Source organism: Arthrobacter sp. sptzw42 (assembly GCF_059089685.1).
In genome coordinates this window covers 265,135-279,247 of the sequence record NZ_JBNHEX010000001.1, presented here as the reverse complement: position 1 = coordinate 279,247, position 14,113 = coordinate 265,135, and the positions used below count along the sequence as shown (strand labels likewise).

Genomic DNA, 14,113 nt, shown 5'->3' with positions numbered 1-14,113 from the left:
CGGTGCCCGCGCGGCCCTAGGCCGTCCCGGCACCGAATGTCATCCTACTGAACGCTCCTCGCACAGCAGTTCCGCCCATAGGATTCGAACCTATACTCCACGGCTCCAAAGGCCGGGGTGCTGCCATTACACCAGAGCGGACCGTGCCGCGGCGCTTTGCCTGGGCACAAGTAGTTATTTTGCCACGGGTTCGGGGCGCCGCGCGACACGGGCCGTTCATCCCCCGGTCCTGCCGCGTTCCGGCCCCGTTCCGGCCCCCGCCTGCCCTCCTGCGGGCGCGGCCGGGCCACTGCAGTTCGGCCGGGGACGCGTAGTGCATGATGGAAATGTGAGCAACAACCCTCCGCGGACACGGATGACCGGCCTTCAGCGGCGGAGCCAGCTGATCGACGTCGGACGGGGCCTTTTCGCAGTCCGGGGACTTGACGGCACCACCATCGAGGAAATCGCAGCCTACGCGGGAGTATCCAAACCGGTCATCTACGAGCACTTTGGATCCAAGGAGGGGCTGTACACCCAGGTGGTGGACTTCGAGTTCCGCATCCTTTTGGACGCCATCACCACAGCCCTTACCCAGGAGGCAAAGCCGCGGGTCCTGGTGGAACGCGCCGCCCTTGCGCTACTGACCTACATCGAGGACCGCACTGAAGGGTTCCGGATCCTGATGCGCGACGCCCCGCCGTCACAGCCCGAGGGCGCCTTCTCCACCCTGCTCTCCCACGTCACCGCCCGCGTGGAACATATCCTTTCCGACGAGTTCGACCGCCGCGGCTTCAGCGCCCAGGACGGGGCGATGTACGCCCAGATGCTGGTCGGCATGGTTGCGATGACCGGCCAGTGGTGGCAGGACAGCCGCCAGCCCGACAAACAGACCGTCGCGGCACACCTCGTGAACCTCGCCTGGAACGGCCTCACCGGCCTCAAAAAGGACCCGGAGCTCATGTCCGGGAGCTGACTGGCCCGGCTTCTCTTGCGCGACTGCACGAAGGCCTCCTGCACCACTACTGCCGCGCGTCCCGTTTGGCTTATTCGCCGAGGACTTCCAGGGCTTCCAGCCATTCGAGTTCGAGGGCTTCGCGTTCGCCGGCGAGGTCCTTGAGCTTTTTGTTTTGTTCGGCCAGGGCGTCGAAGTCGTTGTCGGCGGTGCTCTTGACCATCTGGTCGTGAAGCTTCTTTTCCTGCTGTTCGAGTTTGCCGAGCTGGCGTTCGATGCGGTTCTTGGCCTTGCGGGCGTCGCGCTTTTCGGCTTCGGACGGGCCGGCAGGAGCGGCGGCCGGGGAAGCTGACCCGCTGCTGGTGACGGGGTTGCCGCCGCCGGTAATGGTGGAACCGGCCAGGGCTGCTTCCCGCAGTTCCAGGTACTGGTCGACGCCGCGCGGCAGGGCGCGGATCCTGCCGTCACCCAGCAGCGCCATCTGGTGGTCGGTCACGCGTTCCAGCAGGTAGCGGTCGTGGCTCACGACGACGAGCGTGCCCGGCCAGCCGTCAAGGACGTCCTCGACGGCGGCGAGGGTGTCAGTGTCGAGGTCGTTGGTGGGCTCATCGAGCATCAGCACGTTGGGCTCCCCAACCAGCAGGCGCAGCAGCTGGAGGCGGCGGCGCTCGCCGCCGGAGAGATCCTTGACCGGGGTCCACTGCTTCTCGTTGGTGAAGCCGAGCTGTTCCACGAGCTGGCCGGCCGTGAACTCCTTGCCGCCCACGCTAAAGGAACGCTTTTCACGCTCGATCACTTCGATGACTCGCAGGTCCGAGACGTCGTCGAGCTCTTTGACTTCCTGGGTGAGCACGGCGGTGACCACGGTCTTGCCGCGCTTGAGCTTGCCGGAGGTGGGTTCGATCTGGCCGTTGAGCAGCTTCAGGAGGGTGGTCTTGCCGGCGCCGTTGACGCCCACCAGGCCGAGCCGCTCGCCTGGGGCGAGGCGAAGGGTGATGTTGTCGAAGAGCTTTTGTCCTTTTTCACCGCCGAGGAAGTCCAGCGAGACGTTTTCCAGGTCCAGCACGTCCTTGCCCAGGCGTGCGGTGGCCATTTTGCTCAGGGCCGTGGAGTCCCGGGGTTCAGGCACGTCGGCGATGAGGGCGTTGGCCGCCTCGATGCGGAACTTGGGCTTGGCGGTGCGTGCCGGCGCGCCGCGGCGAAGCCAGGCGAGTTCCTTTTTAACCAGCTGTTGGCGCTTGCTTTCCATGACGGCCGCTGACCGGTCACGCTCAGCGCGGGCCAGCACGTATGCTGCATAACCGCCTTCGAAGGGGTCCACAATGCCGTCGTGGACTTCCCAGGTCTTGTTGCAGACCTCGTCCAGGAACCAGCGGTCGTGGGTGACCACCAGGAAAGCGCCCTGGTTCGCCCGCCAGCGCGTCTTCAGGTGCCGGGAGAGCCAGGCGACACCTTCGACGTCGAGGTGGTTGGTGGGCTCGTCGAGCATGATGACGTCGTGGTCCTCGATGAGCAGCTTGGCCAGGGCAACGCGCCGTTTTTGCCCGCCCGACAGGGCGTGGACGTTGGCGTGCCAGTCGACGTCGGACACCAGCCCGCCCATGATCTCCCGGATCTGCGGGTTCCGTGCCCACTCGTAGTCCGCCTGGTCCCCTACGATCGCCGCGCCAACTGTAAGGTCGCCGTCGAGCACGTCACTTTGGTCCAGGTAGCCGACATTAACGTCGCCGCGTTTGGTAACGCGGCCGGAGTCGGGGGTGGACCGGAGCGCCAGCAGGCGCATCAGGGTGGACTTACCGTCACCGTTCCGGCCTACCATGCCGATCCGGTCGCCCTCTTCGAGTCCGAGGGTGATGCCGTCAAGGACGGTGCGGGTTGCGTAGGAGACCGTCAGGTTCTCGCCGCCAAGAAGGTGTGCCAAAGGGAACTGCTTTCTGCTGCTGAGTAGGAACTGAACGTCTTAGAGAAGGGTGTCGGACATGATGCGGGCCCCCGGGACGGGGCCGTGGACGGCGAGTGCGGTCAGGCCGTAGCGCCGCAGGTTCTCCGCCAGGCCTTCGGCAGCCACGGGGTCGTCGGCCAGCAGCGCCACAGTGGGGCCTGAGCCGGAGACGATGCCTGCAATGGCTCCGTGCGCTTCGCCAATTCCCAGCGTTTCGCGCAGTGAGGGAGCCAGTTCGATGGACGCCCGCTGGAGGTCATTGACCAGGACCCGGCTCAGGGCTTCGGCATCCCCGCTGCGCAAGGCTGTGAGGATCTGCGGATCCACCCCTGTGGGTTCGGCAACGTCGATGCCCTCTGCTGCCCGCAGGCGGTCCAGCGTCCTGTACACCTCGGGCGTGGACAGCCCGTAATCCGCCGTGACCAGCACCCAGTCGGTCTGCGCCTTGGCCAGGGCCGGGGACAGCTCATCGCCGAGGCCCAGGCCCACGGCAGTTCCGCCAAGCAGGGAAAAGGGGACGTCGGCGCCAAGCTCCGCGGCAAGGTGCGCGAGTTCTTCACGGGACAGCCCGCTGTTCCATAAGGCATCACAGGCCAGGAGCGTGGCGGCAGCGTCAGCAGAGCCGCCACCCATGCCGCCTGCCACCGGCACCCGTTTGGTGATTTCCAGATGGACCCCGGTGGCACGCTCTGAGACGTCCGCCATGATGGCTGCCGCCTTGTACGCCAGGTTGTTGCGGTCCAGCGGAATATCGACGTCGTCAAGGTCCAGCGTGCTGTCCGGGCTGAGGCTGACCGTAATGCCGGGGGCCTCGGTGCTGGTGGCCGCCACCTCCTCATACAGGGATACGGCAAGGTAGACGCTGGCCACGGAGTGGTAGCCGTCGGGCCGGAGTGGCCCGACGTCGAGGGAGACGTTGACCTTCCCAGGAGCCTTGGCGCGGACGGTTCTGGCGGTAAACCGTCCCGCCGGTGCCTTCACGGCCGCGCCCCGCGGGCTTCCGCGATCTTGGCGAAGGCTGAAATGTCGATCACTTCACCCCTGGCTGTGGGGTCGACGCCGGCGGCCAGCAGGCAGCGCTCGGCTTCTGCCGCGCTTCCGGCCCAGCCGGCGAGTGCGGCGCGGAGCGTCTTGCGGCGCTGCGCGAAAGCGGCATCTACCACGGCGAAAACCTGCTCACGGGTTGCTGTGGTGGCCGGAGGGTCGTGGCGGGTGAAGGACACCAGCCCGGAGTGGATCTTGGGTGCGGGCCAGAAGACATTCATTCCAATGACGCCGGCTTTGCGCATCCGGCTGTACCAGGCAGCCTTTACCGAGGGCACGCCGTAGGTTTTGGAGCCGGGGCCGGCAGCAAGGCGGTCAGCCACCTCGTCCTGAACCATCACCAGCCCATGCTGCAGGCTGGGGAAGTGCTGCAGCAGGTGCAGCACCACGGGCACGGCTACGTTGTAGGGCAGGTTGGCCACCAGGGCGGTGGGCTGGACCGGGAGTTCTGTGACCTTCATGGCGTCGGCCTGCACCAGGTGGAAGGTTCCAGCTGCAGCCGGGCGCCACTCCTTGACGGTGGCCGGAAGCTTTGCTGCCAGTACGGGGTCGATCTCCACCGCGACCACCGAGGCGGCCGCGTCCAGCAGCCCCAAAGTCAGCGATCCCAGGCCGGGCCCCACTTCCAGGACTGTCTCGTCCGGGCCGACACCCGCCGCGGCCACAATCCTGCGGATCGTATTGCCGTCAATGACGAAGTTCTGGCCCAGTGTCTTTGTTGGCCGGACGCCTATCTCTTCCGCCAGCCGGCGTATGTCGGAAGCACCAAACAACGGTGCGGGCGCGGCGGGGATGGGTTCAGTCACCTAGGTATCCTATCCCGCGCGCCACTTGCGCCCGGCGTCGTTAAGTGCTGCGGCCGGCCCCGGAAGATCCGGAACCGGCCGCTTTGCCCCGCAGGCGCCTGGGTCAGGTGGCGTCAGCTGGTGGCAGCCCAGCCGCAGCCCCACGGCTGCAGGCCGCGCTGGGCGTAAACGCGGTTGGCAATATCGATCTGCTGTGCTTTGGTGGCGAGGCTGGCGTTGGGGGCGTAGGCGCCGCCGCCGGATCCAAGCCAGGTCCGGATATCGAACTGCAGGCCACCGTAGTAGCCGTTGCCGGTGTTGATGGACCAGTTTCCGCCTGATTCGCACTTGGCGATCTTGTCCCACATGGCCTCGTTCATCATCGCCGGGGCGGCGGCACCGGTGTTGGCAGCTGCACTGGCCGCCGGAGCGGGGGCCGGCGCTGCCGGAGCCGCAGCTGCCGGAGCCGCAGGTTTGGCCTTGGTGCCCACGGTGATCTTCTCGGTCACGGGCTGCACGGTGACAGCTTCGGACACGAGCGTGCGTGACGCTTCGCGGCCGTCAACCAGCACCAGTTTGTAGGTCTTCTCCATCTTGCCGGCAGTACCAGCCTGGGTAACTTCCTTTTCGCCCTTCAGCAGCTCAGCGCTTTCCTTGGCCTCCGACGGGAAGGCGACGTCCTCGGTGGTGACCGCAGTCTGGCTGGTGTCCACGCGGGAGACCTTGATGACCATGTTGTTCACTACGTGCGCATTCGCAGGCTGGGAAATCCGGTCATTGGCGCCAAGGGTAAGCCCTGCATCTTCCAGTACCTTGCCGACGTTGGCGGCAGTTGTCGTGGCGGTCTGCACGTTGCCGTCAGCAACAATGCTCACGGACTTGGGGGTGGAAATTGAAACGAAGGACCCTGCTACCGAGAGCTGGGCGTCCTTGGGAACGGAAACCAATGATGCACTTGCGACACCAAGCTCCGTCACGAGTCCGGCGACATTCTGGGCCGTGGTGTTCACTGTTTTTTCAGAGCCGTCCAGGCTGACCTTGACTTCCTTGGCCATGTTGACGTTGATGACCGTCCCGTTCTGGACGGTTGCATCCACGGCCGGCGAGACCCTGTCGGCCGGCTTCAGCTCGACGTTGGCGCTCTTGACCACCTGGCCGACTGTTCCACCAAAGGTCTGAACGGACGTTACCTTGCCGTCGACGTTCAGCGTGATGGTTTTGTTATTGCCCACGAAGGCTACGAGACCCACCACCAGTGCGCACAGCACCAGGAGCTGGGTCCCAACCTTGATGTAGCTGAATTTGCCGTCCGTTGTGAAGAACTTGACCACGATTGCCCGTTACTTTAGGTCCTTCCGGGCACGGGGATAGCGCAATAAAAGGCCCGGCACTATCCCAAAAGGGCGGGTCCGGGCATCATTGCGGCGCCACACTACGGCATCAGGCAGGCTGGAACCAGGATCGGCAGAAACTTGCTGCGAATCGAGTGCATTTACCCGGCGGCCTTCCCCGACCCCGGCTAATGAATTCCTACTGTAACCGTAGCGTTATAAAGGGACCAATATTTGTGAATACCCGGTATGCAACTCCGGTTCCGCCGCGTTGTGATCTTAATCCCAGGATCCGTAGGCCCGCAGCGTGTTCTGCTGGATTCGGTTGCACAGCTCTGCCAGGTCCGTACCTGTCAATTCGGCCATGGAACGGACTGTGTACGGGACCATGTAGCTGGCGTTGGGGCGGCCCCGGTGGGGATGGGGTGTCAGGAAGGGGGCGTCTGTTTCCACCAGGACCAGGTCGGGATCCGCCACGGCGAGCGCGGCCCGCAGGTTGGTTGCGTTCTTGAAGGTCACGGTGCCGGCGAAGGACATCCACCAGCCCTCTTTATTACAGACAGCTGCCAGCTCCTCATCGCCGGAAAAGCAGTGGAAAACCACCCGTTCCGGAGCTCCTTCTTCCGTCAGCACCTGCACCACGTCGCGGTGTGCATCCCGGTCGTGAATTTGCAGCGTCAGGTCCAGCCGCTTGGCGATGTCGATATGCCGGCGGAAGGAATTCCGCTGGTGTGCCAGGCCTTCCCCTTCGGTGCGGAAAAAATCGAGCCCGGTCTCACCGATGGCCCTGACCCTGGGGTGGGCGGCGAGCCGCTCAATTTCCGCCAGGGCCGCTTCCAGCTCACCGCGCTCGGCGTAGCGTGGAGCGTCATTGGGATGCAGCGCCACAGCTCCCAGCAGCCGCGGATCCAGATCCAGCGCCTGCACCGTAAACCGTGAGGACTCGAGATCGCAGCCCACCTGTACCGCACCCTGGACCCCCACGGCCGCCGCCGCGTCAAGCGCCTCCTTGATGCCCACCGGAGCCTTCCCGTCCGGGAAATCCAGATGCGTGTGGTTGTCCATTACAGGCACCGGCAAAGGCTCGGGCGCGGGCGGATATTCCCGTTTGGGGGAAGTTCCGGCTTCCTGGCCGCCGTCTCCGGCGTTAGCCCGGTAAGCGGCGGGGATCAGCGGATTGCACATCCATCCACCCTAACCGGGAACAGTCCCCCAGATTTATTGGAACTCTCTGTCAGCCGAAGCAGTTGTGTTAGTAGTCTGGTACGAACACATGCGGTCGCCCACCGACGGGCGAAGGCAGGGCTTGCTGTCCGTCCAGGTGAATGCCTGGCTGAAAGGTTGCCGATGGAATCCCACCGACGCACTGCCAACGATGTGAGCGCTGCGAACCGCAGTCTGGCGGGGTTCGCAGACCCGGTCAGCCCCCTCAACGGGCACCGGCAAACGGCAATGGACCCCTCATCATTCCACGCCGCCAGCGAGCGGATCCTGACCACCATCAACACAGTGATCGACGGTAAGTCCGACGCCGCGAAGCTGGCGCTGACCGTCCTGCTGGCCCAGGGGCACCTGCTCCTGGAGGATGTTCCGGGCGTGGGAAAGACGCTGTTGGCCAAAACTCTCGCCAGGACCATCGATTGCACCGTCAACCGGATCCAGTTCACGCCGGACCTGCTGCCCTCCGATGTGACCGGCGTTTCCATCTACAACCAGTCGTCCCGGCTCTTCGAGTTCAGGCCGGGTGCGGTATTCGCCAACATCGTCATTGGTGATGAAATCAACCGTGCCTCAGCCAAAACCCAGTCCGCCCTGCTCGAATGCATGGAAGAGCACCAGGTGACGGTGGACGGTACTTCCTACCGGCTGGATGAACCCTTCATGGTGGTGGCAACACAGAATCCGATCGAGATGGAGGGCACGTATCCGTTGCCCGAAGCCCAGCGGGACCGCTTCATGGCACGCATCTCGATGGGTTATCCGGACAAGGACTCTGAGATCGAGATGCTTGAGACCCATCAGGCAACGTCGCCGCTGGCAAAGGTCTCGGCCGTGGTAACCAGTGCCGATGTCGCTGCCATGATCGCCACCGTCCAGCAGGTCTACGTCTCGCAGGCCGTGAAGGAGTACACGGTATCCGTGGGCAGGGCCACCCGCGAGAGTCCGCTGCTCCGCCTGGGCGCGAGCCCCCGTTCCATGCTGCAGCTCCTGCGGGCTGCCAAGGCCACCGCGGCCCTTGACGGCCGTGACTTTGTGCTCCCTGACGACGTCGTGCAGGTTGCGGAAGCTGTCCTGGCCCATCGGATTATCCTGGACCGCAAGGCCGCCGGAGCCGGAGAGACCCCGCACAGCGTCCTTCGCGGCATCCTGTCCAGGCTGCCGATCACGCAAAGGCCCGCTGATACAGGGACCAGGACTTCGGGGTCAATGAACCGGAACACCCCCGTCCCGGGCCTGAGCCGGAACCACTAGGCGGTTTTCCATGGTGCTGCCGGACAAACTGCCCCGACACCTCTTCACCCGGCGGGGCTGGGGAATGCTGGTGGCAGGCGCGGCGGCACTTGCCGCGGCACAGGTGATGGGCCGCAGGGACCTGCTGAGCCTGGCTGTACTGCTGCTCGTCCTTCCGCTGGTTTCCCTTGCCGGGATCCGCCTGGTGAAACCGCGTTTCCAGGTGTACCGGGAGTTCAACCCGTCACCGGTGGAAACCTCGGCCCCCACCACCGTGCGGCTTGCAGTTGCGCGGACGGGCGCAGCCACCGGCAGGGCGACGATGGAGGAAAGGCTGCCGGCACGGTTCGGGGAGTCGCCCGCCTTCCGTTTTCCGTCCCGTTCGGCTACCGGCGGCACCAGCCGGTATGAGTACCACCTGCGCTCCACGCAGCGCGGCCAGTTCCTTATCGGTCCAGTGACGGCGGAGTTCACCGATCCCTTCGGGCTGTCACTGCACCGGCAGGCGATAGACGACGGCGACACCCTCACCGTGACGCCCGCCGCCGTCGCGCTCCCTTTGACAGGGCTCGCCGGTGCCCGCGGCAACGACGGGGTCACCGCGACCAGGATCCGGGCAAACCCCAGCGACGACGACGTCATGACGCGCGAGTACCGCCACGGTGACCCGATGCGCCGGGTGCATTGGGCAGCCACAGCGCGCCACGGTTCCCTGATGGTCCGGCAGGAAGAATCGGTCACGACGCCCGAGGCCACCATCATCCTGGACCAGAGGTTTACCGCTTTCTCCGGCGGGTCAGGGGCAGTACCGTCCGGAAGCGCAGCACTGGGCGGCCACTCCATGGTCAGCAGCGCAACCTTCGAGTGGGCTGTGGTTGCCGCCATGTCCATCAGTGCCCACCTCGCTGAGCGCAACTACGGCCTGCGCGTGCTGGACGTCCGCGGGGAACCGGCGTTTTTGCGTTCGCCCTCGGCCCCGGAACCCGGCGTGGAGGAATACAGGGGGGCATCCGGGCTTCAGTCCATCGCCGAAAGCCTCGCGGCAATCCAGCTCACAGGGCCGCATTCCCGCCGCGAGGCCGGGCGGAAGGACATTCCCGGCCCCCGGGATTTCCATGGGCACCAGGACTCCGGTCCGGCACCCTTTGATGACAACCTGATGGACAAGTTGTCAGCGCACCGCATGCGGGGACCGGTAATCGCTGTCCTGGGAAGGATCTCACCCTTGGAAGCCCTGTCCCTCGCCCCGGCCGCCGGTTACGGCACCAATGCGTTCGCCATCATTGCCACCGACCGCCCCGCGGATTTCGAGGACGCACTCGAAAAGCTCCGGCAGGGAGGCTGGCGGGCGGCTGCCGTGCCGCCGTCGGTATCCGTTGCAGCAGCCTGGAGCCACTTCGACCAGGACCCGGCCCTGCCGGAAACCCAGTCCGCAGAGGTCCGCCGCGGAGCGGAGGTGGCAGGATGACCATTGCGCCGCCCCGGAACACCGGAATGGACCAGCAACCGGCAGCGCCGGCAGTAAACGCAGCAGGACGTCCCCCGGTTGGGCCCTACCCGTGGATGATGGCAGGTTCCATTGCCGTGGGCGTGGCCGGGGCTGCCCTGTCCTTGAACGGGGTTCTGCGGGGCTGGGGCTGGTACTGGCCCGTGCTCACCACGGTGCTGATGGTCTGTCTTGCCCTGGCCGCCTTGCGTGCGGTGCGGGCGCAGCCCCTGCTGGTCACCGCCGGCGGGTTCCTTGCGCTGGGCACCGTCCTGACCCTGACGTTTTTCCGCGGCTCCAGCTTTGCCGGCATCATCCCCACCGGGGCGAGCCTGGCTGAACTTAATCGGCTGATCCGCCGGGCCAGCGAAACCGTGCTGTCAGAAACTGCCCCCGTAGCCCCCAACGTGGGCATCGTGATGGTGATCTGCGCCGTTTTGGGCCTGGCAGTGATCCTTGTGGACGCGCTCGCGGTGCCGCTGGGCATGCCTGCCGCCACGGGTGCGGGGTTGCTGGCCATCCTCGTGGTGCCGGCCATGATCAAGCCCCAGAGCGTTGGGTTCTGGGGCTTCACTGCCGCCGTGGCCGGATACCTGATGATCCTGGCCTGCAGCCAGTGGTTTGTCCCGGACCCCCGGATTGCGGCTGATTCCGCCCGCAACCCGGGCCAGGTCCGGCGGGCTGTTCTGACAGGGTCGGTTGCCCTGGTTGCCACCCTGCTGGTGCCGCTGGCAATTCCGGGCTTTGACCAGGGCACTTTCCCGCAGGGTTCCCGCCTTAATCCCTGGGGCACGTCAACGGGCCTGAACCCGATGATCACCCTGGGCAACAGCCTGCGGACTCCTGCCGGCACCGGACGGATCACGTACGCCACCAATTCCACGAAACCGCTGTACCTGCGCTCAGTCACCGTGGACCATTTTGACGGCGACTCGTGGGGCCCGGATGACCGCAACGCCTCCCGGCGCTCCCTTAGCAGCCAGATCGACCCCGGCTATGTGGTCCTTGCGGACGAACAGCAGCCGGTGGTGACCGCGATTGATGCCGGAACATTCACAAGCCCCTACCTGCCGGCCCCATATCCCCCGGAATCCGTGCGCGGCCTTAACGGCCGGTGGACCTGGGATCCGGCCACCCTGAGCATCAAGGGAACGGACACCACCTCCCGGCGGCAGGAATACCTGGTCCGGTCCTCAGTTCCGAAGCTCACTGCCGGGCAGTTGGCCCGGTCTTCGGCGGCGGTGCAGGGCATCGAGGACGACTTCACCAGGATCCCGGGGAATATTCCCGAGATTGTCCGGGCTACGGCGGGCACGGTGGCCGGTTCCCGCGCCACGCCGTATGAAAAGGCCATGGCGATCCAGAGGTACCTCCGCTCCGCGGAGTTCACCTATTCCCTGCAGTCGCCCGTGCAGGGCGGCTATGACGGAAACGGCCTGTCGGTCCTTGCGGATTTCCTGGATGAGAAAAGCGGGTACTGCATCCACTACGCGTCGGCCATGGCCGTAATGGCAAGGCTGGAAGGAATTCCCAGCCGCGTCGCCGTTGGCTATGCCCCCGGCAGGTTAACGGGTGCCACCGTCTCCGTGGCAGGCGAGGGCGCGTTGCCCGAGTACGAGGTGGACGCCCGGGACGCCCACGCCTGGCCGGAACTGTACTTCCAGGGTTTGGGATGGGTGCCGTTTGAGCCCACGCCCTCCCGCGGGTTCGTTCCCGACTACGCCTCGGAGGCATCAGCCCCTTCAGCGCCGGGTGCTCTTGAGAACAATGACGATCTGGTCCCTGACGCGATCCCTGCTCCTGCGCCGGCACCAAGCGCCGCTCCCCTGCCCGCTCCCGGGGGAGGCGACGGCGGCACAGATACCGGCGTGCAGTTGCTGCCCCTGCTCCTGGGCCTGGGCGGTGCCTTGGGAGTTGCCCTTCTGGCAGTTGCGCCACGCCTGGCCCGGCAGGGCATTAGGGCACGCCGGCTTCGGGCGGTGGATCCAGGCACGGCCGCGGTTCTGGCGTGGAGCGAGATGGTGGACCTGGGGACTGATTACGGCCTGCCACCGCAGCCCAGCGAAACCCCGCGCGCCTACAGCGCCCGCCTCCGGGAGTCCGCGCTGCTCGGGGAACAGGGCGGAATGGACGATGCTGCCCACCGGGCCGCTGCAGCACTGACCGCAAACTTCGAACGCCGCGAGTACGGTCCCCCGCCGGCAGTGGCAGATGCGCCGGCGGGCAACGGCAAAGCCGGCCGGGCCTCAAATGATGGCCAGGACGTGACCGGCGCCCGGATCGCAGCACTTGAATCAGCCTTGCGCGCCCATGCCCCCACCCTGCGAAGGCTTCGTGCATTGTGGGTGCCGCCGTCGGTGATCGGGCTACTGGGACGCCTGCTCGTGGCGCCGTTCCGTGGTGCCCAAGCAGCAGCGGTCCAGGCAGCAAGAGCCGCCGCACGCTTCTGGTCAGCCCGCTGGTCTGCGCGTTCCTGACCCCGGCGTGCGGCGGCTTTGCCAGCTGGCGGAAAAGGACTACCCGGCGTAGGGGTCGGCGATGCCGATGTACTGGGTGTAGAGGTATTCCTCAATGCCTTCGAGGCCGCCTTCGCGCCCCAGTCCTGACTGCTTGACCCCGCCGAACGGTGCCGCTGCGTTGGAAATGACTCCCGCGTTCAGGCCAAGCATGCCGGTTTCCAGCCGTTCGCCCATCCGGATGCCGCGGTTGAGGTCCTTGGTGAAGACGTAGGCCACCAGCCCGTATTCGGTGTTGTTGGCCAGCCGGACCGCGTCATCTTCGCTGCTGAAGGTGATGATCGGGGCAACCGGGCCGAAGATCTCTTCCGACAGTATGCGGGTACCTTCGCTGACGCCGGAGAGGATGGTGGGCTGGTAGAAGTAACCCGGGCCCTCCACGGGCCCCCCGCCCAGCACTGCTTTGGCGCCCGAGGAGACGGCGTCGGACACCAGTTCGTGGACCTTGTCCCGGCTTTTCGCGTCAATCAGCGGGCCCACCTTGGACTCCGGTTCGGTTCCGCGCGCGGTGGTCATCTCCTTCATCTTCGCGGCGAACTTCTCCGCGAATTCCGCTGCGACGGACTCGTGCACGATAAACCGGTTGGCAGCGGTGCAGGCCTCGCCCATGTTCCGCAGCTTCGCCAGCATGGCGCCTGCAACGGCGGCATCCAGGTCGGCGTCCTCGAAGACCACGAACGGCGCGTTGCCGCCAAGCTCCATGGACGTGCGCAGGACAGTTTCGGAGGCATCGGCGAGCAGACGGCGCCCAACCTCGGTGGAACCGGTGAAGGAGAGCTTGCGCAGCCGGGAGTCCTTGATCAGCGGGCCTGTAGTGGCACCCGCTGTTGAAGTGGGGATGACGTTCAGGACACCGGCGGGCAGGCCCGCCTCCATCATGACGGCGGCGAACAGCTGGGAGGTCAGCGGGGTCAGGTTCGCGGACTTCAGCACCATGGTGCAGCCCGCGGCAACAGCGGGAGCGATCTTTCGGGTAGCCATGGCCAGCGGGAAGTTCCACGGGGTGATTAGCAGGCAGGGGCCAACCGGTTTCTTGGTGACCAGCAGGCGGGACTTGCCGTCCGGGGACACGGAGTAGCGGCCAAAGGCACGGACGGCTTCCTCGGAGAACCAGCGCAGGAACTCTGCGCCGTAGGTGACTTCACCGCGGGCCTCTGCCAGCGGCTTGCCCATCTCCATGGTCATCAGCAGGGCAAAGTCCTCGGCACGCCCGGTCACGAGCTCAAACGCGCGCCGCAGGATCTCGCCGCGCTCGCGCGGCGGGACCTTTGCCCAGGACTCCTGGGCGGCAACGGCGGCATCCAGCGCCGCGGCACCGTCCTCGGGGCTGGCGTCGGCAATGCTCAGCAGCACTTTGCCGGTAGCCGGATCCTCGACATTAAAGGTTTTACCTGTTGCGGCGGCCCGCCACTCACCATTGATGAGCAGGCCGGTAGGAACAGAGGCCAAAAGGGCGCTTTCGCGTTCTGCGGAAACGGCCGGCTGTGCAGTGACAGTCACGATGACTCCCTCGTCGGTGGGGTGTTGCAGCCCCGGCGGCGGCCGGAGTAGCCGCCGTCGTCCTGGCTGATTAGTTGCCAGACTACTGCTGCGCCACCAGCCGGTCTACGCCTTCACGCACTGC

Annotated in this window: 10 protein-coding genes and 1 tRNA gene; 4 read left to right on the top strand and 7 right to left on the bottom strand. The window is 65.8% G+C overall.

The features are described 5' to 3' along the window. Positions 1 to 69: 69 nt before the first annotated feature. Positions 70 to 141, bottom strand: a tRNA-Gln gene (locus AC5RT4_RS01285). 187 nt (positions 142 to 328) lie between these two features. Here AC5RT4_RS01285 and AC5RT4_RS01280 point away from each other — a divergent pair. Beyond that, positions 329 to 955, top strand: coding sequence for a TetR/AcrR family transcriptional regulator (locus AC5RT4_RS01280; RefSeq protein ID WP_494104640.1), 627 nt, complete (start codon positions 329 to 331; stop codon positions 953 to 955). A gap of 70 nt (positions 956 to 1,025) precedes the next feature. Here AC5RT4_RS01280 and AC5RT4_RS01275 read toward each other — a convergent pair whose 3' ends face one another. The 5 genes from AC5RT4_RS01275 to AC5RT4_RS01255 form a co-directional block, all read right to left on the bottom strand. After that, positions 1,026 to 2,855, bottom strand: coding sequence for an ABC-F family ATP-binding cassette domain-containing protein (locus AC5RT4_RS01275; RefSeq protein ID WP_494104639.1), 1,830 nt, complete (start codon positions 2,853 to 2,855; stop codon positions 1,026 to 1,028). Positions 2,856 to 2,894: 39 nt separating this feature from the next. After that, positions 2,895 to 3,857: a 4-(cytidine 5'-diphospho)-2-C-methyl-D-erythritol kinase gene (locus tag AC5RT4_RS01270; RefSeq protein ID WP_494104638.1), complete on the bottom strand. Its 963-nt coding sequence runs from the start codon at positions 3,855 to 3,857 to the stop codon at positions 2,895 to 2,897. Beyond that, positions 3,854 to 4,726 (bottom strand): 16S rRNA (adenine(1518)-N(6)/adenine(1519)-N(6))-dimethyltransferase RsmA, encoded by an 873-nt coding sequence (rsmA, locus tag AC5RT4_RS01265; protein ID WP_494104637.1) that lies wholly within the window; start codon positions 4,724 to 4,726, stop codon positions 3,854 to 3,856. Before rsmA ends, AC5RT4_RS01270 begins: the two co-directional genes overlap by 4 nt. Before the next feature lie 113 nt (positions 4,727 to 4,839). Continuing rightward, positions 4,840 to 6,036, bottom strand: coding sequence for a resuscitation-promoting factor (locus AC5RT4_RS01260; RefSeq protein ID WP_494104636.1), 1,197 nt, complete (start codon positions 6,034 to 6,036; stop codon positions 4,840 to 4,842). Between the two features lie 279 nt (positions 6,037 to 6,315). Next, positions 6,316 to 7,221 (bottom strand): TatD family hydrolase, encoded by a 906-nt coding sequence (locus AC5RT4_RS01255; RefSeq protein ID WP_494104635.1) that lies wholly within the window; start codon positions 7,219 to 7,221, stop codon positions 6,316 to 6,318. Positions 7,222 to 7,383: 162 nt separating this feature from the next. Between AC5RT4_RS01255 and AC5RT4_RS01250 the strand changes: the two genes are divergently transcribed. From AC5RT4_RS01250 to AC5RT4_RS01240, 3 genes are read left to right on the top strand one after another with little or no spacing between them, the layout of a single operon-like run. Beyond that, positions 7,384 to 8,508: an AAA family ATPase gene (locus AC5RT4_RS01250; RefSeq protein WP_494104634.1), complete on the top strand. Its 1,125-nt coding sequence runs from the start codon at positions 7,384 to 7,386 to the stop codon at positions 8,506 to 8,508. A 10-nt stretch (positions 8,509 to 8,518) separates the two neighbouring features. Continuing rightward, positions 8,519 to 9,955 carry a DUF58 domain-containing protein gene (locus tag AC5RT4_RS01245; protein WP_494041015.1) on the top strand — a complete coding sequence of 479 codons (1,437 nt, stop codon included), beginning with the start codon at positions 8,519 to 8,521 and terminating at the stop codon, positions 9,953 to 9,955. Continuing rightward, positions 9,952 to 12,450, top strand: coding sequence for a transglutaminase TgpA family protein (locus AC5RT4_RS01240; protein ID WP_494104633.1), 2,499 nt, complete (start codon positions 9,952 to 9,954; stop codon positions 12,448 to 12,450). The genes AC5RT4_RS01245 and AC5RT4_RS01240 overlap by 4 nt, the downstream gene beginning before the upstream one ends. A 39-nt stretch (positions 12,451 to 12,489) precedes the next feature. Here AC5RT4_RS01240 and AC5RT4_RS01235 read toward each other — a convergent pair whose 3' ends face one another. After that, positions 12,490 to 13,989, bottom strand: a complete 1,500-nt coding sequence (locus AC5RT4_RS01235) for an NAD-dependent succinate-semialdehyde dehydrogenase (protein WP_494104632.1) — start codon at positions 13,987 to 13,989, stop codon at positions 12,490 to 12,492. Between the last annotated feature and the right edge of the window lie 124 nt (positions 13,990 to 14,113).

Excerpts from the sequence above, each read along its gene's own strand:
- AC5RT4_RS01255 (WP_494104635.1), bottom strand. The coding sequence starts at position 7,221 with ATGTGCAATCCGCTGATCCCCGCCGCTTACCGGGCTAACGCCGGAGAC.
- AC5RT4_RS01250 (WP_494104634.1), top strand. The coding sequence starts at position 7,384 with ATGGAATCCCACCGACGCACTGCCAACGATGTGAGCGCTGCGAACCGC.
- AC5RT4_RS01245 (WP_494041015.1), top strand. The coding sequence starts at position 8,519 with ATGGTGCTGCCGGACAAACTGCCCCGACACCTCTTCACCCGGCGGGGC.
- AC5RT4_RS01240 (WP_494104633.1), top strand. The coding sequence starts at position 9,952 with ATGACCATTGCGCCGCCCCGGAACACCGGAATGGACCAGCAACCGGCA.